The organism is Glycomyces artemisiae, assembly GCF_003002955.1.
Lineage (GTDB): Bacteria > Actinomycetota > Actinomycetes > Mycobacteriales > Micromonosporaceae > Glycomyces > Glycomyces artemisiae.
In genome coordinates this window covers 183834-203829 of sequence record NZ_PVTJ01000004.1, presented here as the reverse complement: position 1 = coordinate 203829, position 19996 = coordinate 183834, and the positions used below count along the sequence as shown (strand labels likewise).

Here is a 19996-nt window from a genome sequence, read left to right as displayed (position 1 = left end):
GGAACGCTCCTGACCTTCTGTGACAACTGCGCGCAAGGGGGACCGGAGAAAGCATAGGGGGTTGGCACACTCTGGGGATTCACGGCCCGGGGCCCGGCCGTAAAGTTCTTCTCACAAGCACCGAACACTTCAAGCCCTGAGGATGGAAGACATGAGCGAGTACGAAGAGCCCGCGGTCGAAGAAGACGTCACCGCCGAGGACTACACCGAGGAAGAGACCACCGCCGACTACAGCGACGACTACGGCTACGACACCGAGGTCTCCTCGGTCGACGAGTCCTTCGACGTGAACGGCGACGGCATCGAGGACACCACGATCACCGCCGACGGCGTGACCCTGATCGACGCGGACGGCGACGGCGACGCCGAGGGCGTGGCCACCGACTACGACGGCGACGGCATCAGCGACGAGCTGATCCTCGACACCGACGGCGACGGCTCGCTGGAGTCCTACGCTTCCGACTCCGACCAGGACGGCTACCTCGACACCTACGAGTCCGACACCGACGGCGACGGCCTCGTGGACCAGGTCTCCGTGGACTCCAACGCCGACGGCTACATCGACCAGGTCGCCACCGACACCAACGGCGACGGCTACACCGACATCGTGGTCTCGGACAACAACGCCGACGGCTTCGCCGACGACATCTCGATCGACTCGGACGGCGACGGCGTGGCCGACGCGGTCCTGACCGACGAGAACGAGGACGCGTTCCTCGACACCGTCTACACCGAGACCACCCCCGAGGGCGACTCGTTCCAGTCCCAGACGGGTCAGGTCATCTAACAACCGGGTGCTTGAGACCGGACACCCCTGGCCTCAGTCCTTCCATACGCGAGGGCCGGATGCGACGCATCCGGCCCTTCGTCGCGTCCCCGCGCGGGTGCTCGCGTCCCCGTTCAGGCGCCGCCGCGCAGGAGCGACATCGCCTCGGCGCGGGTGCGCGCGTCGGACTGGAGGCTCCCGCGGACCGCGGACGTGATGGTCTTCGAGCCCTGCTTCCTGATGCCGCGCATGGACATGCACGTGTGCTCGCATTCGACGACGACGATGACGCCGGTCGCCTCCAGCGACTCGTACAGCTGGTCGGCGATCTGGCTGGTGAGCCGCTCCTGCACCTGCGGGCGCCGCGAGTACACCTCGACGAGCCGTGCGAGCTTCGAGAGGCCGACGATCTGGCCGCTGACGCCGGGGATGTACCCGACGTGGGCGACGCCGGTGAACGGCAGCAGGTGGTGCTCGCAGAACGACTGCACGTCGATGTCGCGCACGAGCACGAGCTCGTTGTGGTTCTCGTCGAACGAGGTCTTGAGGACCTCGGCCGGGTCGACGCGGAGCCCCGCGAACAGCTCGGCGTAGGCGCGGGCGACGCGCCGGGGGGTCTCCTTGAGCCCGGGCCGGTCCGGGTCCTCGCCGATGGCGGCGAGGATCTCGCGCACGGCGCCCTCGATGCGCTCCAGATCCACCACGTTCTCGACGGGGCTCCCGTTGATCCTGCCGTCGATGAGGCGCGCGGCGAGGTTGTCGAGTTCAGCCATGGCGCCAAGCTTACGTTTCCGCCCCGACAATACGAGTGCGCTTCGTCACGCGCTGGAAACACTCGGGCCCGCCTACGCAGGTAGGCGGGCCCGAATCTACTTCGCTCAGTGTTACCGGTGTTACGGCAGGGGCGTCTGCCCCTCGGTGCCGGGGCCGACCTCGATGCCCTCGTCGGGGCCGTCGGCCGGGCGGGACCCGTTCGGCGTGGAGACCGGCGGCTGGCCGAGCTTGCGCTTGTCGGTGCCGTTGAACGGGGACATGGGCGGGCGCTTGACGACGCGCGAGGCGATCCGCTCCAGGTCCTCCTGGTTCAGGGTCTCCTTCTCCAGCAGCTCAGTGACCATCTGGTCGAGCACGTCCCGGTACTCGGTGACGATCGCGTACGCCTCGTCGTGGGCGATCTCGATGAGGGCCCTGACCTCGGCGTCCACGAGGGCCGCGATCTCGTCGGAGTAGTCCTTCTGGTGCCCGTACTCGCGGCCGAGGAACGGCTCGGAGCCGCTGGAGCCGTACTTGACGGCGCCGAGCTTGGAGGACATGCCGTACTCGGTGACCATGGCGCGGGCGACCTTGGTGGCCTTCGAGATGTCGTCGGAGGCGCCGGTCGTCGGGTCGTGGTACACGAGCTCCTCGGCGGCGCGGCCGCCGAGCGCGTACGCGAGCGTGTCGATCATCTCCGAGCGCGTCTGCGTGTACTTGTCCTCGGTCGGCAGCACGAGCGTGTGGCCGAGGCTGCGGCCGCGCGGCAGGATCGTGAGCTTGTGGACGGGCGCGGCGTGCGGCAGCGCGTGGGCGACGAGCGCGTGGCCCGACTCGTGGTAGGCGGTCATCTTCTTCTCGGCGTCGCCCATGACGCGGCCCTTGCGCTCGGGTCCGGCGATGACGCGGTCGATGGCCTCTTCGAGGGCGTCTGCGGAGATCGCCTTCTCGTTGTGGCGGGCGGTCAGCAGGGCCGCCTCGTTGATGACGTTCTCCAGGTCGGCGCCGGAGAAGCCCGGCGTGCGGCGCGCGATCGTCTCGAACTCGACGTTGGGGACGAACGGCTTGCCCTTGGCGTGGACAGCCAGGATCGCCTGGCGCCCTTCCTTGTCGGGGGCGTCGACGGGGATCTGGCGGTCGAAGCGGCCCGGCCGCAGGAGCGCCGGGTCGAGGATGTCGGGGCGGTTCGTGGCGGCGATGAGGATGACGCCGCCCCTCGTGTCGAACCCGTCCATCTCGACGAGCAGCTGGTTGAGCGTCTGCTCGCGCTCGTCGTGGCCGCCGCCCATGCCGGCGCCGCGGTGGCGGCCGACGGCGTCGATCTCGTCGACGAACACGATCGCGGGCGCGTTCTCCTTGGCCTGCGTGAACAGGTCCCGGACGCGGCTGGCGCCGACGCCGACGAACATCTCCACGAAGTCGGACCCGGAGATCGAGTAGAACGGCACCCCGGCCTCGCCGGCGACGGCGCGCGCGAGGAGCGTCTTGCCGGTGCCGGGCGGGCCGAACAGGAGGACGCCCTTCGGGATCTTCGCGCCGAGCTCCTGGTACTTCTTCGGGTCTTCGAGGAAGTCCTTGATCTCGCGGAGCTCCTCGACGGCCTCGTCGGCGCCGGCCACGTCGTCGAACGTGGTCTTCGGGGTGTCCTTGGACACCATCTTGGCCTTCGACTTGCCGAAGTTGAGGACGCGCGAGCCGCCGCCCTGCATCTGCGACATGAAGAACAGCAGCAGCAGGACGATGAGGACGATCGGCAGCAGGCTCAGCAGGAAGCTCACGAACACGGAGGTCTCGTTGACCTCGGTGTCGAACTTGACGCCCGCGTCTTCGAGCTCGGTGGCGACGGTCTCCATCATCCCCGCGGGGAGGTAGGCCTCGACCTGGTCGCCGCTGGTCAGCGTCAGCTGGACGAGCTGCTCCTTGTCGAGGAGGTTCGCCTCCTTGACGTTGCCGTCGTTGATGTCCTTGAGGACTTCGGAGGTGGTGGCCTCGTCGTAGTCGGAGCCGCCGGACCAGAAGCTGCCGATGAGGACCGCGATGAGGGCGATGAGCACGATCCAGACGAGCGGCCTGCGGAAGAACCGCTTCCGCTCAGGTGTGGGTCTCCCGGCGTCGACCACTCGTTTCCTCCTGCTGCGTTCGTCGCGTATTCGAGCGGGGCCGCGGTCGTGCACGGCGCGCGGGGCCTCGCTGCGGCCTTGCTGGGTTTCCTTGGCCGCAAGGCTTTGACACCTCGAACGTACACGGTGTGAAGGATCGGCGTCCTATAGCGTTCGCACCCGGAAGATGGCGCTTCGCGCCGGTCGCCGCCCTTTACCCGCCCCGCCGATAGTCCGTAATTAGTACCACGGGCGGCTTGACTTCGCCCACCCAAGCCTGCGGCGCGAGCGAACGGGTGGCACCCTTGTTCCATGACGTCGGAGTTGGTCAACGAGGTGCCGTCAGCCGCGGCGCAGAACGCGGTGTTCGATCCGGAGGCGTGGTACGCCGGGGAGATCGAGCGCACCATCATCACCGAGCAGGAGCTCCGCGCGAAGGTCGCCGAGCTGGGCGCGCGGGTCTCGGCGGATTACGCCGACACCGCCGACGAGCTGCTGCTCGTGGGCGTGTTCAAGGGCGCGGTCATGTTCATGGCCGACTTCGCGCGGGCGCTGACGGTGCCCGTGAAGATGGAGTTCATGGCGCTGTCGTCGTACGGCAGCTCCACGACGTCGTCGGGCACGGTCCGCATCCTCAAGGACATCGACTCCGACGTGACCGGGAAGCACATCCTGGTCGTCGAGGACATCATCGACTCAGGGCTCACGCTGTCGTGGCTGCTCAAGTACCTCGAAGGCCTGCGCCCGGCGTCGGTCTCGGTGGTCTCGATGCTCCGCAAGCCGGGCGTGCAGCGCGTCGACATCCCGGTCAAGTACGTCGGCTTCGACATCCCCAACGAGTTCGTGGTCGGCTACGGCCTCGACTACGCCGAGCGCTACCGCGAGCTCCCGTTCATCGGCGTGCTCAACCCCGAGGTGTACCAGTAGGGGAGCACCCCGTCCGAATCCGTCCGAGGGCCCGCGCGGAGCGCGGGCCCTTTTCCGCGCCCCGTTCCTGTTCCCGTGCCCGTGCCCGTGCCCGATTCCACTGTCGGCGTCTGGTTCCAGAACCCCGTTCGCTGCTTACTGGGAGTTCTCCCAGTTTCGCTATAAGCGGAAACCACTGGATCACATCCGGCCCGGGAGGGCCTCGGAACTGTCGGACCCCCGCCGGAGGATCGCACCTATATCTCCCCTGGGCGGGTGGGGGCTCAGGATGGTAATACGTCCACCCCACCCACCCGCCCTCCGGACGGCGCACGCCGCCGCCCCGCGCGAAGCGCGGCCCCGGCGCAGCCCGCGGGCGCAGTGCGCGGAATGAAGCGGCCGGGACCGGCGTCCGGAAGGCCGCGCTGACCGGGTGCGACGACGCTCTCCCTACGGGCGTAGCGCGCGAAGGCGCCCGTCCGCCCGGGTGACCTCGATGCCCCCGGGCATGAACGCGGGCCCTTGCCCGCGCCAGTCGGCGACCAGCGCGTCGACCGCCGCGAGGTGCCGGTGGTTCAGCTCCGCGCCGTCCACCCCCGACTCCAGGACCCACGCCCGCAGCGCCCGTGTCCGCACCGGTCCCGGCAGCGCCGCGAGCCGCTTCGCGTCCAGCTCGCCGCGGTCCGAAACCCCGCGGCTCGGATCGCCGCTCGCACCGCCGTCGGCACCCGGCCCGCCGATGCCCGATCCGCCGTCCCCCGCCGCACCAGCAACTCGACACTCATCGAGCGCGGCCAGCGCGACCGCGTCCAGGTAGTCGGTGTCCTCGCCGACGAGCGCCGCGGTCCGAGCGAGGTTCGCGACGAGGCCCTCCCCGAGCACGGCCACCAGCGAATCCAGCGCGGGCCGCAGTGCGGACCGCAGGAACCGCGGGTCCTCGTTGTGCGGGTCGGCCCAGGGCTTGAGCCCCCGCTCGGCGCACGCCGCATGCGTATCGGTCCGCGCGACGCCCAGCAGCGGCCGCCGATAACGGCCCCGCACGGCCCGCATCCCGGCGATGCCGCGCGGCCCGGCGCCGCGCACGAGCGCGAGCAGCACGGTCTCGGCCTGGTCGTCCCTGGTGTGCCCGAGCAGGACCGCGGCGGCGCCGTGGCGTTCGGCGGCCGCGTCGAGCGCCGCGTACCGGGCCGCGCGCGCGGCCCCTTCGGGCCCGCCGTCCACGCCGACCTCGACGCGCACGGCCTCGGCCGGGTCGAGCCCGGCCCCGAGCGCCCAGTCCGCGACTGCGGCGGCGCGTTCGGCCGAGCCGTCCTGGAGTCCGTGGTCGACGCTCACGAGCCCGGCCCGCAGCCCCGCGCGCGGGGCGCAGAACGCGACGGTGTCGGCGAGCGCGAGGGAATCCGGCCCGCCGGAGCAGGCGACGAGGACGAGCGATCCGGGCGGGAGGCCGTCGAGGCCCTCCCGGACGGCGGCGCGCAGGCGCGCCACCGCGGGCGGCAGCTTAGCCACGGGCTCCGAGGACGCGCGCGGTCCACAGCTCGGGCCGGTCGATCTCGGCCTCGGTGGGGAGGTTCGCGGGGGCGTCCCAGACGCGGTTGAACCCGTCGAGGCCCCGTTCGCTCATGACGTGGTCGACGAAGCGCCGCCCGGCCGCGTACTGGCGCATCTTCGCGTCGAGGCCGAGGAGCTGGCGCAGGAACCGCTGCAAGGTGGTCGGGTTGGTGCGGCGGCGGTCGAAGCGGCGGCGCAGGAGCGCGACGTGGTTGATGGAGGTGCGGCCGACGCCGTCCATGACGGACTCGGCGTGGCCCTCCAGGAGCGTCATGAGCGCCTGGATCTGCGAGATCGCCTGGCGCTGTTCGGGACTGGTGACGGCGGTCATGACGTCGGTGCCGGGGCCCTGCTGCGGCTCGTCGTCGCGGGCGGAGGCGAGGGCGCGGCGCACGGCGAGCGCGAGGCCGGCCGCGGAGGACCGGTCGGGTTCGGCGGCGTCGAAGAACGTCTGGATGAGGCCCTCGAAGTGGCCGCGCATCCACGGGACGGCGGTGAACTGGGTGAGGTGCGCGGCCTCGTGGACGGCGATCCACAGGCGGAACTCGCGCGAGGGCAGGCGCAGGCGCCGCTCGACCTCGACGATGTTGGGGGCGACGAACAGGAGCCGACCGGTGTCGGAGGAGAACGTCTCGAACTGGCCGAGGACCCGCGAGGACAGGAACGCGAGGACGGCGCCGGCCTGGACGCCGGTGAGCCGGGCGGCGGCGCTGGGGACGCCCGCTTCCTCGACGTCGGCGCCGAGGCCGGTGAGGAGGCGCCGGAACCCGGCGATGTTGATGCGGCTCCAGCGGATGCGGTCGACGACGTCGACGGGCGCGCTGGTCGCGGGGACGAGCCCGGTGTAGTCGGTGACCAGGCCGATCGCGGTCTGCGCGTGGCGGTGGAGGTCGGCGACGACGTCGAGGGCGCCTTCGCGGCTCATGCGCGGCCCGCCCTTGCTGAACGCCTGCGAGCAGGACGCGGCGGTCCGCCAGTCGACTGACGGCAGCATCGGGTTCCCTGCGGGCGGCGCCATCGTCCAAGCCTATCCAGAGCGCAGTCGTCTCGCCACTATCCCGCGCAAGCGGGTCGAACCCGCTCAGTCCCGGCGAAAGCCCGCGCTTACGAATTCAAATATCGAACGTCTTGAAAGTTTCGGACCGGAGATGCTACGCTCTCTCCAAGCTCGCAACATCTTGCAGGATTGCGGGCAGAAATTGCACAAGGAGCAACGATGCCTCACTCCATCGCCAGGCGGCTGCTCGCCGCCTCCGGCGGGGCCGCCCTCGCCGCGGCCGCCGTGCTCGCCGCCGCCTACCCGCAGACCGCCCCCGACGCCCCCGCGGCCACCGCCGACCTCGCCCCAGCCGCGGCCCTCGGCGGCGGCGACTCCATCCTCAACATGTTCGAGTGGACCTGGAACTCCATCGCCGCCGAATGCGACGGCGCCCTCGCCGACTCCGGCTACACCTACGTCCAGACCTCCCCGCCCCAGGAGCACATCCTCGGCACCGACGCCTCCTCCGGCGAACAGGACGCCTGGTACATCCACTACCAGCCCGTCAGCTACGAGATCGAGTCCCGCCTCGGCACCCGCGCCGAATACGCGAACATGATCGCCACCTGCGAGGCCAACGGCATCGGCGTCATCGCCGACGTCGTCATCAACCACATGGCCGCCGGGTCCGCCACCCAGACCCGCTACGGCTGGAACGGCAGCGAGTACCGCCAGTTCTACTACCCCGACGCCGGCTACGACGCCGACGACTTCCACAACACCGGCTCGAACTACTGCGAGATCGGCAACTACCAGAACCGCACCGAAGTCCAGGAGTGCCACCTCGTCGGCCTCAACGACCTGAACACCGGCTCCACCCACGTCCGCGAGACCATCGCCGCCTACCTCGACGACCTCATGAGCCTCGGCGTCGCCGGCTTCCGCGTCGACGCCGCCAAGCACATCTCCGCCACCGACCTCGACGCCATCATGGACCTCGTCGACGGCGACCCCTACATCGTCCAGGAGGTCATCGGCGCCGCGGGCGAACCCATCACCGAGGCCGAGTACACCGGCATCGGCGACGTCCAGGAGTTCTCCTACTCCTACGACCTCAAGAACCACATCAACGGCTCCTCCGAGGCCCGCTACCTCACCACCATGGGCACCTCCTGGGGCTACACCTCGCCCGCGGGCGTCTTCGTCGCCAACCACGACACCGAGCGCGGCTCGCTCACCATGAGCTACAAGAACGGCCAGGACTACCTCCTCGGCGAGGCCTTCATGCTCGCCTACCCGTTCGGCACCCCCGCCTCCTACACCGGATACTCCTTCTCCGCCAACCACTCCGGCCCGCCCCTGAACTCGGACGGCTCCGTCGCCGACGTCAACTGCGGCTCCGACGCCTTCACCTGCATCCACCGCTCCCCGTACATGAGCGGCATGGCCGGATTCCGCGCCGCCACCGCCGGGGACGCGGTCGTCAACACCTGGGGCTCCGGCGACGCCCTCGCCTTCGGCCGCGGCGACAGCGGCCACGTCGTCATCAACGCCGGGACCTCCTCGATCACCCAGACGTTCACGACCTCGCTCCCCAACGGGTCCTACACCGACGTCATCTCCGGCTCCACCGTCACCGTCTCCGGCGGGACCTTCACCGCGACGGTCGCCGCGAAGACCGCGCTGGCGATCTACGTCGGCAACGACTCCGGCGGCGGCAGCGGCGGGGACACCGGCGACTGCGTCGAGGTGAGCGCGTACGTGACCGGCACGAGCGTCGGCGACGAGGTCTACATCGTCGGCTCGATCCCGCAGCTCGGCAACTGGACCCCGATCGCCTCGGCGCACCTCTCGGGCACCGGCTACCCGTACTGGAAGGGCACGGTCTCGGTCCCGGCCGGGACGACGTTCCAGTACAAGTACGTCATCGTCCGCTCCAACGGCAGCCTCACCTGGGAGTCCATCGGCAACCGCACCGCCACCGTCCCCGCTGCCGGATGCCTGGCGCTGAACCAGACCTGGAACACGGCCTGACCGACCAGCCCGGCCCGGCCAGCGTGGCCGACCCGGCTGAATCGGCTGAACCGGCCCGCGAGGCGGGCGGCCTGGACCACTGGTCCTCCACGGCTGCAATGCATTCGGGCCCAGGGCGCGCAGCGCCCGGGGCCCTTCTCCGTAATACCTGCCCTGCTTCCTGAAGGCGCCTTCAGGCCGCTTCAGCGCAGCTTCAGGTCCGGCCAGCCACCATGGACGTGCCGCAGTAAGGAGGAGGCGAATGAACTAGACGAACCGGCGACCGCGGGCCGACGCTCCCGCCGACCGCCGACCGCCGACCGCCGACCGCCGACCGCCGACCGCCGACCGCCGACCGCCGACCGCCGACCGCCGACCGCCGACCGCCGACCGGCTGCCGCCGACCGCCGACCGGCTGCCGCGCAGGAGGCAGGCGTCCATCCGCCAGCGCCGCCGGTCAGCAGCCGCACAGTGCGACGGCCGTCGCGATCTCGTCCAGCGCCGCCTCGACCGCCGTCTCGCCGGAGGTCGCGCCGTTGCTGATGAGGGAGAAGATGAGCTGGCGTCCGTCGACGGTGGTCAGCGTCCCCGTCAGGGAGCTCACGCCGGTGAGCGTGCCGGTCTTGGCCCGCACGACGCCCTTGCCGTCCTCGGCGGTGCCGAAGCGGTCGTGGAGGGTCCCGGAGTACCCGGCGACCGGCAGGGACCCGAACACCGCCGACGACTTGGACCCGGCCGCGCCGAGCAGCAGCTGCGTGAACGCGTTCGCGGTCATGCGGTTGGTGGGGGACAGGCCCGAGCCGTCGTAGAACACCAGCCCGGTGTTGTCGACGCCCAGGCTCTCCAGGGTCGCCAGGTGCACCGATGACATGGCCGCCCACGTCATCTCGCCCTCGACGGCCAGCGCCGTCTGGAGCGACACCGCGTCGGCGAGCAGGTTGTCGGAGGTGAGGATGAGCTCGTCGATGAGCGCCGCGAGCGGCGCCGAGTACACCACGGCCAGCTCGGCCGCGCCCGCCTCGGCGGTCCCGTCGGCCACCGTGTCGGCGCCGAGGAGGTCCGCGAACTGCTCGGCCGCCACCTGCGCCGGGTCGGGGTAGTGCTGCGCGTACTTCTGGGTGTTGTCGACGCGGCCGCCGTCGACCATGAACGGCGCCATCGGCGCGGTCGCGGTCTCCAGGTCCGTGGCGGGCACGCCCTCGGCCTTCGGGTTGTCGGTGAACACGCTCGTGTCCAGGTAGACCGTGGTCGGCGCGGTGCCGCCGCGCGCCTCCAGCACCAGGTCGGCGAGCTCCTGAAGGCTCGCGCCGTCGGCGTACTCGGTGTAGTAGCCCTCGCCGTCGACCGTGAGCGTCACGTCGCCTCCCGCGACGAGCACGACGCTGTCCTCGGTGGGGCCCTCGACCACGGTGGTCGGGATCCGGTACTCCGCGCCGAGGTGCTCCAGGGCCGCGACGGCCGTGACCACCTTCATCGACGACGCGGGTGCGAGCGGCGTCGTGCCCTCCTGCTCGAACAGGACCTCGCCGGTGAGCGCGTCGGCGAACGACGCCGACAGGCTCCCGTTCAGGCGCGCGTCGGCGAGCAGCGCCGGGAGCACCGACTGGAGGTCGGGCACGGGCGCGCCGGCGTTCGACGAGGCCAGCACCGGCGCCGGGGCCGCCGGCGGGTACGCCTCGGGCGCGGTCAATGTGCCCGTCCGCGGGGCGGCGACCGCCGAGATCTGCCACACCAGGCCGCCTGCGGCGGCTACGGTGACCAGGACCGCCAGCGCCGCGAGCACGCCGGTCAGGACCCGGCGGCGCCGCCGCGGACCCTGCTTCTGGGGCCGCGCCGGAGCGGGCGCGGCGGGCCGGGCGTGTGGCGTACTACTCGCGACCTTGGGGTCGGCGTTGTCGCTGAGGGACATGCACAGAGACTAGGCCATTGAGAGCACTGCACAGGAGCCTGGAGGAGGTCGGCCGATGGAGTTCGACGTGACCGTCGAGATCCCCAAGGGGAGCGCCAACAAGTACGAGATCGACCACGAGACCGGTCGCATCCGCCTGGACCGGACGCTGTTCACCGCCACGGTGTACCCGGCCGACTACGGTTTCATCGACGACACCCTCGGTCAGGACGGCGACCCGCTGGACGCGCTGGTGCTCGTCGAGCCCACGTTCCCCGGCTGCGTGATCCGCGCCCGCGCGATCGGCATGTTCCGCATGCGCGACGAGAAGGGCGTGGACGACAAGGTCCTCTGCGTCCCCGCGGAGGACCCGCGCAAGGACCGCTTCAAGGACATCGCCGACGTCCCCGAGTTCGACCGCCTGGAGATCCAGCACTTCTTCACGGTCTACAAGGACCTCGAACCCGGCAAGAGCGTCGAGGGCGCGACCTGGACCGGCCGCGCCGAGGCCGAAGAAGAGGTCCGCCGCTCCTTCGACCGCGCGAAGGCCGCCGGCTACCACTCCAACCACTAGACGACGAACCGAAGGGGGCGGCCCGGGCGCAAGCCCGGACCGCCCCCTTCGCCGTCTCTTGCCGCGACCAGCGCCTTCAGCTCCCCTTCAGCAACCCCGAGGCACCATCGGCACCGGGGGCGCTGCTTACTACACGCGAGGGTAGGTCGCGTCGGTCTTCAGCTGGGCTTCAGCATTGCGCGGGCATCATCGGCACCGGGGGTGCTGGTTACTACACGCGAGGGTAGCTTTCGGGCGGTCAGGCGCCGACGATGTCGAGGAGCCAGGGCTTGGAGCGGGTGGCGGGCTCGGAGAGTTCGACCTTCCAGCCCTGACCCGCGAGGAAGTCGCCGAGTTCGGCCGCGGATTCGGGGCGGGCGCCGCCGGCGAGGAGGGCGCGCGCGACTTCGCCGCGGGTCGCCTTCGCCATGTGGGTGACGACGCTGCGCCGCCCGTCGGCGTCCTCTTTGAACACGCGCACCGACACGCCGCGGTCCTTGGGGCCCCACACCTGCGCGTACGCGCCGGAGCGGAGGTCGACCACGAGCTCGTCGCGGGCGCCGAGCACTTCGGCGACGGCCGGGCGCCACAGCTTCGCGAGGGTCTCGGTGCCGGGGAGCTTCGCGCTCATCGGCATCCGGTACGGCGGCACCCGGTCGGAGGGCCGCAGGAGCCCCCACAGCGGCGACGCGATGAGAACCTGCTCGCCGTCGGGCAGGTCGCCGAGGCCGAGCCGGTCGTAGAGGACGCCGTTGTAGAGCTCCCAGGCCGCGAGGGTCGGGGCGCTGCGCAGCGCCCGGTTCGCCTGGACGTAATGCCGCTGCGTCGCAGGGAGTTTCAGGGTCCGCACGGCCGCCTCCTCGTCGGCGCACAGCTCGACGAGCCGGTCGACCAGGAGTTCGCGGATGGGGTTCAGCGCCGGTGAGGAGAGTCGCCCGAGGTCGAGGGACGGACCGTCGCCTTGGACGGCCTTCCCCTCTGACGGCGGCAGCAGTATGAGCACAGCAGGCGAGTCTACCTGCCCGTCCGCCTGGTGCCGTCGGGGCCGCACCCGCGCGGCGGGCCTCCCGGGTTTTCACCCGACCGGGGGTGCACGGGCGGGCGGCGATCCGCTATAGTACATATGTTCGATTCCAGCGGGAGCGGGCCCGCCCCCACCGAGGGCCACGTGTGACGCCGGGTCGAATAGGCGCGGCGGCGGTTCTCCGCGACTGCCGCCGCGCCGTCCAGCGGCGGCGTCGAGCCCACACCGCCCGCCGCGGGTTCCACCGCCACCGGCCCGGCGGTGGAGCTTGCCCGGAGGCCGTCCGGACCCGGTCCGCGAGTCCCTCCGCCCATCCTGCCCGACCCCTCCGACATTCCGAGTGCCGCAGGCCATCCGGACCCCGCCACCTGCGCCCCGTCCGCCCGGATGCGGTAAGGTCCCCGGCAAGGGCCTCTAGCTCAATGGCAGAGCTGCGGACTTTTAATCCGTAGGTTCTCGGTTCGAGTCCGAGGGGGCCCACCATCTTGGACGGTGCAGGGCCGCGGTCCGCGCCGTTCTTTTTCGTTGTCAGGGCCGGATGCCGTTGAGCAGGAGGTCCAGGAATCCCGCGGCGCCGCCGGGGACGGGTTCGGGGATCAGCGAGCGGTACAGCATCGTCCCCAGGATCGCGTCGGTCGCCGCGAGTCGAGGGCGACGCGGCGGTCTCGCGTGAGTACCGAGGGGCTCGGGAGCGCGATCCGGGGAACCGGCGGCGCCAGGTGCTCGCGATCACTGCGGACGGGAGGGCGCTGCTCAAGTCCTGCAACGGGTTCGCCGCCGACATCGACGTCGACCTGACGTCCGATCTCGATCCGGCGGACGCCGAGGTCCTGCGGCGGGCTCTGGCGGTGATGAGCGGGTTCCCCGCGTCCGCGGAGCTGTGACGTGGGGCATGATCGGCACCTTGGTGTTCACGAGGCTTGCCCGAGGGTTTGCTGGGGCGTAATGAGCCGGTGACACCGGACGGGCAGAGTAGTCGGCGAGGCCCCGGGGGACCGCGATCCGGTCGGGCCTCATGCCGCACCGGCGCGGCACGCATCGTGCATCACCGCCCGGAAGGAAACACCATGGACCACTACGCCATGCTCGCGATCCAGATGCTCAAGACCGAGGCCGAGTCGGCCCTGCCGAACGCGCCCGTGGTCGAGGACCGGCCCACGCTCCTCGACCGCATCGTCGGCGGCTTCGCCGCCGCACGGCACGGCTTCATCGCTCGCGACCTGCGCGTCCGCGGCGAGCTCGCGGCCCTGCCGTCGCGCGCCGACGTCCGCCGCGCCGCATAGCGCGAACACGGCCAGGGCCCGGGAGGCGGAATGCCTCCCGGGCCCTTGTCGTGTCGTCTAGTCGACCTGCACGCCGTCGATGTACGCGCGCTCCACCGTCGAGTAGTAGTCGAGCGGGTCGCCCGACCACACGCAGAAGTCCGCGTCCTTGCCCGCTTCGAGCGAGCCGAGCCGGTCGGCCACGCCCAGGACCTCCGCGGGGTTGATCGTCACGGCCCGCAGCGCGGTCTCGCGGTCCAGGCCCGCCTTCACGCACTCCATGACCTGCACGATCAGGTACTGGATCGGCACGACCGGGTGGTCGGTCATGATGACGAGCTTGACGCCCGCCTCGGCCATCTTCACGGCGTTCGCGGGGAACCGCTTCGCGGTCTCGACCTTCGCGCGCGCGGTCAGCAAGGGCCCGAACAGGACCGGGATGCCCTTCTCGGCGATGACGTCGGCGAGCAGGTGCGCCTCGGTCCCGTGGTCGAGCACCAGCTCGTACCCGAACTCGTCGGCGACGCGGATCGCCGTGGCGATGTCGTCGGCGCGGTGGCAGTGCTGGCGCCAGGGGATCTCGCGGTCGAGGACCTTGACGAGGTTCTCCAGCTTCAGGTCCCGGTCGGGGTTCTCGGAGGCGCGGTGCCTCTCGGCGGCGATGAACGCCGACCGGAGCACGCCCGCGGTCCCCATGCGGGTCTTGGGGGTCTGGCCCTTCTCGCCGTACACGCGCTTCGGGTTCTCGCCGAGCGCCGACTTGATCCCGGCGGGGGAGCGGACCACGAGGTCGTCGACGCGCCGGCCCCCGGCGGTCTTGACGACGACGCACTCGCCGCCGATGACGTTCCCGGACCCGGGGTTGACGCACGCGGTGAGGACGCCGCCCGCGAGCGCGTCGGCGAAGCCGGGCTCGGTCGGGTTGATGCCGTCCAGGGCCCGCACGTGCGCGGTGTTCGGGTCGGTCATCTCGTTGGTGTCGTCGCCCGCCCAGCCCTCGCCGGTCTCGTGGACGCCGAGGTGCGTGTGGGCGTCGATGAGGCCCGGGACGATCCACTTGCCGGAAGCGTCGATGACTTCAGTGCCCGCGGGGACGGCGAGGTCGGGGCCGCCGACGGCGCTGATGCGGCCGTCCTCGACGATGATGACGCCCTGCTCGATCGGAGCCGACGTGATGGGGACGATCGTCGCGCCGGTGAGCGCGTACGCGGCATGGGACATGGACCCGCCTTCGGAATTCGACAGCAGCTTGCCGCCCAATCCTGCCGCATCAACTAGCCGAGCGGCTAATTGTTGACCGTATTGTGACCGGCCCTCACCCGAATCAGTGGCCGCGGTTCACGGCACTGCCCGCGGTGCGGCTCACGACGCCCACCGGATGATCTCCTTCGTCACCGTCTCCGGCGCCTCCTGCTGCGGGAAGTGCCCCACCCCGTCGAGGAGCTTCCACTCGTACCGCCCGTGCACGTACCGCCCCGACCCCTGCGCCGTCCGCGGCAGCACGCACGTGTCGAGCGCGCCGTGCAACTGGAGCACCGGCACCGGCGTCGGCCGCTGGAGCAGCTTCACGAACCGCCGCCCCGCCAGCCCCACCGACGTGCGGAACGGCCACCGGAACGCCTCCAGCGCGCAGAACGCCGCCTGCGGGATCTGGATGACGTCCCTGCACGCCCGCACGTACTCCTGGAAGTCCCGCGTCCCTCGCCAGCCCGGACCCGACCACGCGTACATCAGGTCCGCCACTTTCCTTGCGTCCCAAGCCGTCAGCTTGTGCTCGTAGCGGGGCATCTGGAACGCGAACAGGTGCCGGGACGCCGACAGCTGGCCCTTCGGGTCCACCGCGAGCGCCGCCCGCTGGCGCAGCGGGTGCGCCGCGCCGAGGACCACGAGGGACTTGAACTGCCTGGGGTGGAACGCCGCCGCCGCGAACGCGAGGATCCCGCCGAGGTCGTGCCCGACCACCGTCGCCTCGCGCTCGCCGAGGGCCCGCACGAGCCCGACGACGTCGGCGGCCATCGTGTACGCGTCGTAGCCCTTCGGCGGCTTGTCGGAGGCGCCGTAGCCGCGCAGGTCGGCGGCGACGACGCGGAAGCCCGCGTCGGCGAGCGCGGGCATCTGGTGGCGCCACGCCCACCAGAACTCGGGGAAGCCGTGCAGGAGCAGGATGAGCGGGCCTTCTCCGGCCTCGGCCACGTGGAAGCGCGAGCCGTTGGCGTCGACTTGCCGGTGCGTCCAGGGGCCCTGCTTCAGGGCGGCGCTGTCGGCGAAGGTCTTGCGGGTCACGCGGACAGCGTACGAGGTGACGGAAGGGTCACGGCGGGCCGCCGGGCGCGGCCGTGGCCCGGATCGTAGATCCTATTTCCTATAGGAAATAGGATCTACGATCAGGAGCCCTCAGTCCTCCTTGCCGCCTTGCAGCCCGGTCTTGATGCGGCTCATGACGGTGTTGTCGGCGAGGGTCGTGACGTCGCCGATCTCGCGGTCCTCGGCGATGTCGCGCAGCAGCCGCCGCATGATCTTGCCCGAGCGGGTCTTCGGCAGCTCCGCCACGATGATGACCTGGCGGGGCTTCGCGATGGCGCCCAGCGTCTTCGCGACGTGCGCGCGCAGCTCCGCGAGGTGCTCGGGGCTCGACTCCGACTGCCCGCGCAGGATCACGAACGCGACGATGCCCTGGCCCGTCACCGGGTCCGACGCCCCCACGACCGCCGCCTCCGCCACGGTCTCATGGCTCACCAGCGCCGACTCCACTTCGGTCGTGGAGATGTTGTGCCCCGACACCAGCATGATGTCGTCGACCCGGCCGAGGAGCCACAGGTCCCCGTCGTCGTCCTTCTTCGCGCCGTCCCCGGCGAAGTACATGCCGTCGAAGTGCGCCCAGTACGTGTCGAGGAACCGCTGGTCGTCGCCCCAGATCGTGCGGAGCATCGACGGCCACGGCTCGCGGATCACCAGGAACCCGCCGCCGCCGTCCGGCACCGCCTCGCCCTGCTCGTCGACGACGTCGACGCTGATCCCCGGCAGCGGCCGCTGCGCCGAACCCGGCTTCGTCGCCGTCACGCCCGGCAGCGGCGACACCATGATCGCGCCGGTCTCGGTCTGCCACCACGTGTCCACCACGGGCGTCGACCCGCCGCCGATGTGCTCGCGGTACCACACCCACGCCTCGGGGTTGATCGGCTCGCCGACCGACCCGAGGACCCGCAGGCTCGACAGGTCGAACTTGGCGGGCACGTCGTCGCCCCACTTCATGAACGTGCGGATCGCCGTCGGCGCCGTGTACAGGATCGTCACCCCGTACTTCTGCACGATCTCCCAGAACCGGCCCGTGTGCGGCGTGTCCGGGGTGCCCTCGTACATGACCTGCGTGGCGCCGTTCGACATGGGCCCGTAGACGATGTACGAGTGCCCGGTGACCCAGCCGATGTCGGCGGTGCACCAGTACACGTCCGTCTCCGGCTTCAGGTCGAACACGGCGTGGTGCGTGAACGACGCCTGCGTCAGGTACCCGCCCGACGTGTGCAGGATGCCCTTCGGCTTCCCCGTCGTCCCCGACGTGTACAGGATGAACAGCGGGTGCTCCGCGTCGAACGGCTGCGCCTCGTGCTCATTGGACGCGCCGCCGACGGCGTCCTCCCACTTGACGTCGCGGTCGTTCCACGCGACCTCCTGCCCCGTGCGGGTCACCACGAGGACCTGCTCCACCGACGGGCACGATTCGAGCGCCTCGTCCACGGTGGGCTTGAGCGCGAACGCCTTCCCCTTGCGGAAACCGCCGTCGGCGCAGATCACGAGCTTCGCGCCCGCGTCGTCGATGCGGCTCGACAGCGCCGCGGCGCTGAACCCGCCGAACACCACCGAGTGCGGGGCGCCGATGCGCGCGCACGCCAGCATCGCCACTGCGGCCTCGGGGATCATCGGCATGTAGATGACGACCCGGTCGCCCGCCTCCACACCCAGATCGGTGAGCGCGTTCGCGGCCCGCTTGACCTCGTCGAGCAGCTCCGCGTACGTGACCGCGCGCGTGTCGCCCGGCTCGCCCTCGAAGTGGATCGCCACCCGGTCGCCGAGGCCGTTCGCCACGTGCCGGTCGAGGCAGTTCGCGCTGACGTTCAGCTCGCCGCCGGTGAACCACTTCGCGAACGGCGGGTTGTCCCAGTCCAGGACCCGGTCCCAGTCCTTCGACCAGTCGAGCCGGCGGGCCTGGGCCTCCCAGAACGCGAGGCGGTCGGCGGCGGCTTCGTCGTAGGCGGCCGCCGTGACGTTCGCCGCCTGAGTGAACTCGGGGGACGGCGGGAAGGTCCGGTCCTCCGACAGGAGATTGGCAAGCGTCTCTTGCGGGGTATCTGCCACTGGTATTGGCTCCTTACAGATCTACGCGCCAATGCGCGACTGTGAGGCGGGTCTATGTCCGGTAACACTACCGCGCATTCGGCGACACGGAACGTGCCCCTGAGGCGGGCACCGGCATCTGGGACCTGCCATCGCCGAACGGCCCGTGGACGGGCGTCGGGCGGCCGCCGAGCGGCCCGCCCCGGCCGGGTCCGCCCGGCCTGGTTCGCTCTCCTCGGGGACCCTTGCACGCCGATTCGCCGGGTATCGTCGGAGCGGTGTCGACCCGCGAAGTCCGATACTGTTCTGTGACTGCCCTCTAGCCCGCCCGGTGCGCCGTTTGCGTGCTCCGCACTAAAGGTAAGGTTCCGCCCGTGGATCCTCTCGCGCCTCTCCTCGAACTCTCCGAGGTCGCCGACGCCCTGGAGAACGCCCGAGCCGGTGTCGACCGCATGCTCTGGCACGAGGCCCTGCGCGGCGGCGAAGCGGCCGAGGCCCTCGTCGGGACCGAGGTCGCACTGCACTCGGCCTCCGCGACCCTCGCCCTCGACGGGTACGACTGCGACGTGGAGCGCCTGCGCGCCGGGGACTTCGACGACCCGGTCGTCTCCGGCGTCCTCGCCGTCACCGACGCCCTCCCGTCCCTCGCGGGCGTCTGGCCCGTCTCCCCGCGGTACGTCCTCGCGAAGCTCCACCTCCTCGCCACCCGCGACCTCCCCGACGCCGGCGTCGACTTCGAGCCCGGCCGCATCGAGGTCGACGAGTCCGGGTCCGCGCGCATCAACGCCCTCTGCGCCCTGGTCACCAACCCCACCAAGGAGATCCCTGCCGCGATGGCCGCCGCCGTCGTCCACGGCGAGCTCCTGTCGGTGCGGCCGTTCCCCGTCGCCAACAACGTGGTCGCCCGCGCGGCGGCCCGGCTCGCGCTGGCCAGCAAGGGACTCGACCCGAAGCTGCTCATCACCGTCGACGCCGGGCACCTGGAGCGCCAGCCGGAGTACGTGGGCGCGCAGCGCGCCTGGTCGACCGGCACGCCCGACGGGGTCCGGTCCTGGCTCAAGCACTACGGCAAGGCCCTGGAGGCCGGGGCGGCCGAGACGCTCCAGATCTGCTCGGAGCTCATGAAGGACGCGTAAGACGCGGAAGGCGCCTCATGAGGTAAGACCCTTACCCCATAAGGCGCCCTTGGGTTCCTTAGTCCACTCAGCCCTTACGGCTTACTCGCCTGCGAGTTCGGCGCGCAGCTGCTCCTTCTCCTCGCGGCGGCGCTTCACTCCGGCGTCGATGTGCGCGATCATGGCCTCGCGCTGCTTGCGCAGCAGCACGAAGCCCAGGACCATCGACACGAGCAGGCCCGCGGCGAGCGCGAGCAGCGCGTTGATGAAGAACATCAAGGGGACGGCGACGACGGCGACGAGCGCCACGCGCGCGAGGTAGAACTTGGCGACCGGGTTCATGCGGGCCGCTCCTCTCCGAAGGTGCGGGCCCCTGCGTACCACAGGGGCGCGTAGACGAGTGCTGCGGTCAGTCCGGCGAGGCCGCCGGCGAGCATCGGCGGCCACGTCGGGGGCAGGAGCACCCCGACGGCGAGCCCGGCCCCGAGGCCGAGCACCACGCCGACGAGCATGACGCCCCAGCGGGCCGCGCCGCCGTAGCGCCGGAACTGCTCGGTGTACGCCCACACGGTCGGCAGCGCGGCGATCCACCCGGAGGTCTCGCCGAACGGCCGCCCGCTCGGGAACACGAACAGCAGGTCGATGACGACGAGGACGACCGCGCCCATCACGAAGTACGCGAGCGCGGTCCCCAGCAGCTGGCCGAGGGTCCCGGCCGCGGGCGTCTCCGGTTTCGACTGTGCCATGGCGGTTCC

At 71.0% G+C, this 19996-nt stretch carries 18 protein-coding genes and 1 tRNA gene; 8 read left to right on the top strand and 11 right to left on the bottom strand.

Annotated features, from left to right (window positions below; translation table 11 throughout):
* Window positions 1-151: 151 nt before the first annotated feature.
* Entirely contained in the window at window positions 152-787 is a 636-nt protein-coding gene (locus B0I28_RS12305; protein WP_106364124.1) for a hypothetical protein, read from the top strand.
* Between the two features lie 113 nt (window positions 788-900).
* Here B0I28_RS12305 and folE read toward each other — a convergent pair whose 3' ends face one another.
* Together folE and ftsH are read right to left on the bottom strand one after the other, a co-directional pair.
* Complete coding sequence (gene folE, locus B0I28_RS12300) at window positions 901-1539, bottom strand: GTP cyclohydrolase I FolE (RefSeq protein ID WP_106364123.1); 639 nt, start codon at window positions 1537-1539, stop codon at window positions 901-903.
* A gap of 120 nt (window positions 1540-1659) precedes the next feature.
* Entirely contained in the window at window positions 1660-3639 is a 1980-nt protein-coding gene (gene ftsH, locus B0I28_RS12295; protein WP_106364122.1) for an ATP-dependent zinc metalloprotease FtsH, read from the bottom strand.
* A 291-nt stretch (window positions 3640-3930) separates the two neighbouring features.
* Between ftsH and hpt the strand changes: the two genes are divergently transcribed.
* A complete protein-coding gene (hpt, locus tag B0I28_RS12290; protein ID WP_106364121.1) occupies window positions 3931-4545 on the top strand; it encodes a hypoxanthine phosphoribosyltransferase in 615 nt (204 codons plus the stop codon).
* A 429-nt stretch (window positions 4546-4974) separates the two neighbouring features.
* Here the strand turns inward: hpt and tilS are convergent, their stop codons facing one another.
* Both tilS and B0I28_RS12280 read right to left on the bottom strand, forming a co-directional pair.
* The gene (tilS, locus tag B0I28_RS12285; RefSeq protein WP_181245767.1) at window positions 4975-6033 is read right to left on the bottom strand and encodes a tRNA lysidine(34) synthetase TilS; all 1059 of its coding nucleotides are present in this window, start codon (window positions 6031-6033) and stop codon (window positions 4975-4977) included.
* Entirely contained in the window at window positions 6026-7093 is a 1068-nt protein-coding gene (locus B0I28_RS12280) for a zinc-dependent metalloprotease (RefSeq protein WP_219926726.1), read from the bottom strand. Before B0I28_RS12280 ends, tilS begins: the two co-directional genes overlap by 8 nt.
* A 198-nt stretch (window positions 7094-7291) precedes the next feature.
* Here B0I28_RS12280 and B0I28_RS12275 point away from each other — a divergent pair, with 198 nt between their 5' ends.
* On the top strand, window positions 7292-9088 hold the full coding sequence (locus B0I28_RS12275) for a carbohydrate-binding module family 20 domain-containing protein (RefSeq protein ID WP_106364119.1): 1797 nt from the start codon (window positions 7292-7294) through the stop codon (window positions 9086-9088).
* A gap of 436 nt (window positions 9089-9524) precedes the next feature.
* On the opposite strand, the gene dacB is transcribed toward B0I28_RS12275, so the two are convergent.
* The gene (dacB, locus tag B0I28_RS12270; protein ID WP_106364118.1) at window positions 9525-10976 is read right to left on the bottom strand and encodes a D-alanyl-D-alanine carboxypeptidase/D-alanyl-D-alanine endopeptidase; all 1452 of its coding nucleotides are present in this window, start codon (window positions 10974-10976) and stop codon (window positions 9525-9527) included.
* Window positions 10977-11031: 55 nt separating this feature from the next.
* Between dacB and B0I28_RS12265 the strand changes: the two genes are divergently transcribed.
* Window positions 11032-11529 (top strand): inorganic diphosphatase, encoded by a 498-nt coding sequence (locus B0I28_RS12265; protein WP_106364117.1) that lies wholly within the window; start codon window positions 11032-11034, stop codon window positions 11527-11529.
* 238 nt (window positions 11530-11767) lie between these two features.
* Here the strand turns inward: B0I28_RS12265 and B0I28_RS12260 are convergent, their stop codons facing one another.
* Window positions 11768-12511 carry a YaaA family protein gene (locus B0I28_RS12260; protein ID WP_106364116.1) on the bottom strand — a complete coding sequence of 248 codons (744 nt, stop codon included), beginning with the start codon at window positions 12509-12511 and terminating at the stop codon, window positions 11768-11770.
* Between the two features lie 429 nt (window positions 12512-12940).
* Here B0I28_RS12260 and B0I28_RS12255 point away from each other — a divergent pair.
* The 3 genes from B0I28_RS12255 to B0I28_RS12250 all read left to right on the top strand — a co-directional run bounded on the left by B0I28_RS12255 (window position 12941) and on the right by B0I28_RS12250 (window position 13815).
* A tRNA-Lys gene (locus B0I28_RS12255) sits at window positions 12941-13015 on the top strand.
* 236 nt (window positions 13016-13251) lie between these two features.
* The gene (locus tag B0I28_RS27240) at window positions 13252-13416 is read left to right on the top strand and encodes a hypothetical protein (protein ID WP_181245766.1); all 165 of its coding nucleotides are present in this window, start codon (window positions 13252-13254) and stop codon (window positions 13414-13416) included.
* Window positions 13417-13599: 183 nt separating this feature from the next.
* Entirely contained in the window at window positions 13600-13815 is a 216-nt protein-coding gene (locus B0I28_RS12250; protein ID WP_106364115.1) for a hypothetical protein, read from the top strand.
* A 57-nt stretch (window positions 13816-13872) separates the two neighbouring features.
* Here the strand turns inward: B0I28_RS12250 and B0I28_RS12245 are convergent, their stop codons facing one another.
* From B0I28_RS12245 to acs, 3 genes are all read right to left on the bottom strand, one after another.
* Window positions 13873-15015 (bottom strand): amidohydrolase, encoded by a 1143-nt coding sequence (locus tag B0I28_RS12245; protein WP_106364368.1) that lies wholly within the window; start codon window positions 15013-15015, stop codon window positions 13873-13875.
* Window positions 15016-15156: 141 nt separating this feature from the next.
* Window positions 15157-16077, bottom strand: coding sequence for an alpha/beta fold hydrolase (locus B0I28_RS12240; RefSeq protein WP_106364114.1), 921 nt, complete (start codon window positions 16075-16077; stop codon window positions 15157-15159).
* Between the two features lie 111 nt (window positions 16078-16188).
* Complete coding sequence (gene acs / locus B0I28_RS12235) at window positions 16189-18147, bottom strand: acetate--CoA ligase (protein WP_106364113.1); 1959 nt, start codon at window positions 18145-18147, stop codon at window positions 16189-16191.
* Between the two features lie 353 nt (window positions 18148-18500).
* Here acs and B0I28_RS12230 point away from each other — a divergent pair, with 353 nt between their 5' ends.
* On the top strand, window positions 18501-19262 hold the full coding sequence (locus tag B0I28_RS12230) for an oxidoreductase (protein WP_106364112.1): 762 nt from the start codon (window positions 18501-18503) through the stop codon (window positions 19260-19262).
* A gap of 81 nt (window positions 19263-19343) precedes the next feature.
* Here B0I28_RS12230 and B0I28_RS12225 read toward each other — a convergent pair whose 3' ends face one another.
* Together B0I28_RS12225 and B0I28_RS12220 are read right to left on the bottom strand one after the other, a co-directional pair.
* Window positions 19344-19583, bottom strand: a complete 240-nt coding sequence (locus tag B0I28_RS12225; RefSeq protein ID WP_106364111.1) for a DUF4229 domain-containing protein — start codon at window positions 19581-19583, stop codon at window positions 19344-19346.
* The gene (locus B0I28_RS12220) at window positions 19580-19987 is read right to left on the bottom strand and encodes a hypothetical protein (protein WP_106364110.1); all 408 of its coding nucleotides are present in this window, start codon (window positions 19985-19987) and stop codon (window positions 19580-19582) included. Before B0I28_RS12220 ends, B0I28_RS12225 begins: the two co-directional genes overlap by 4 nt.
* Window positions 19988-19996: the final 9 nt, after the last annotated feature.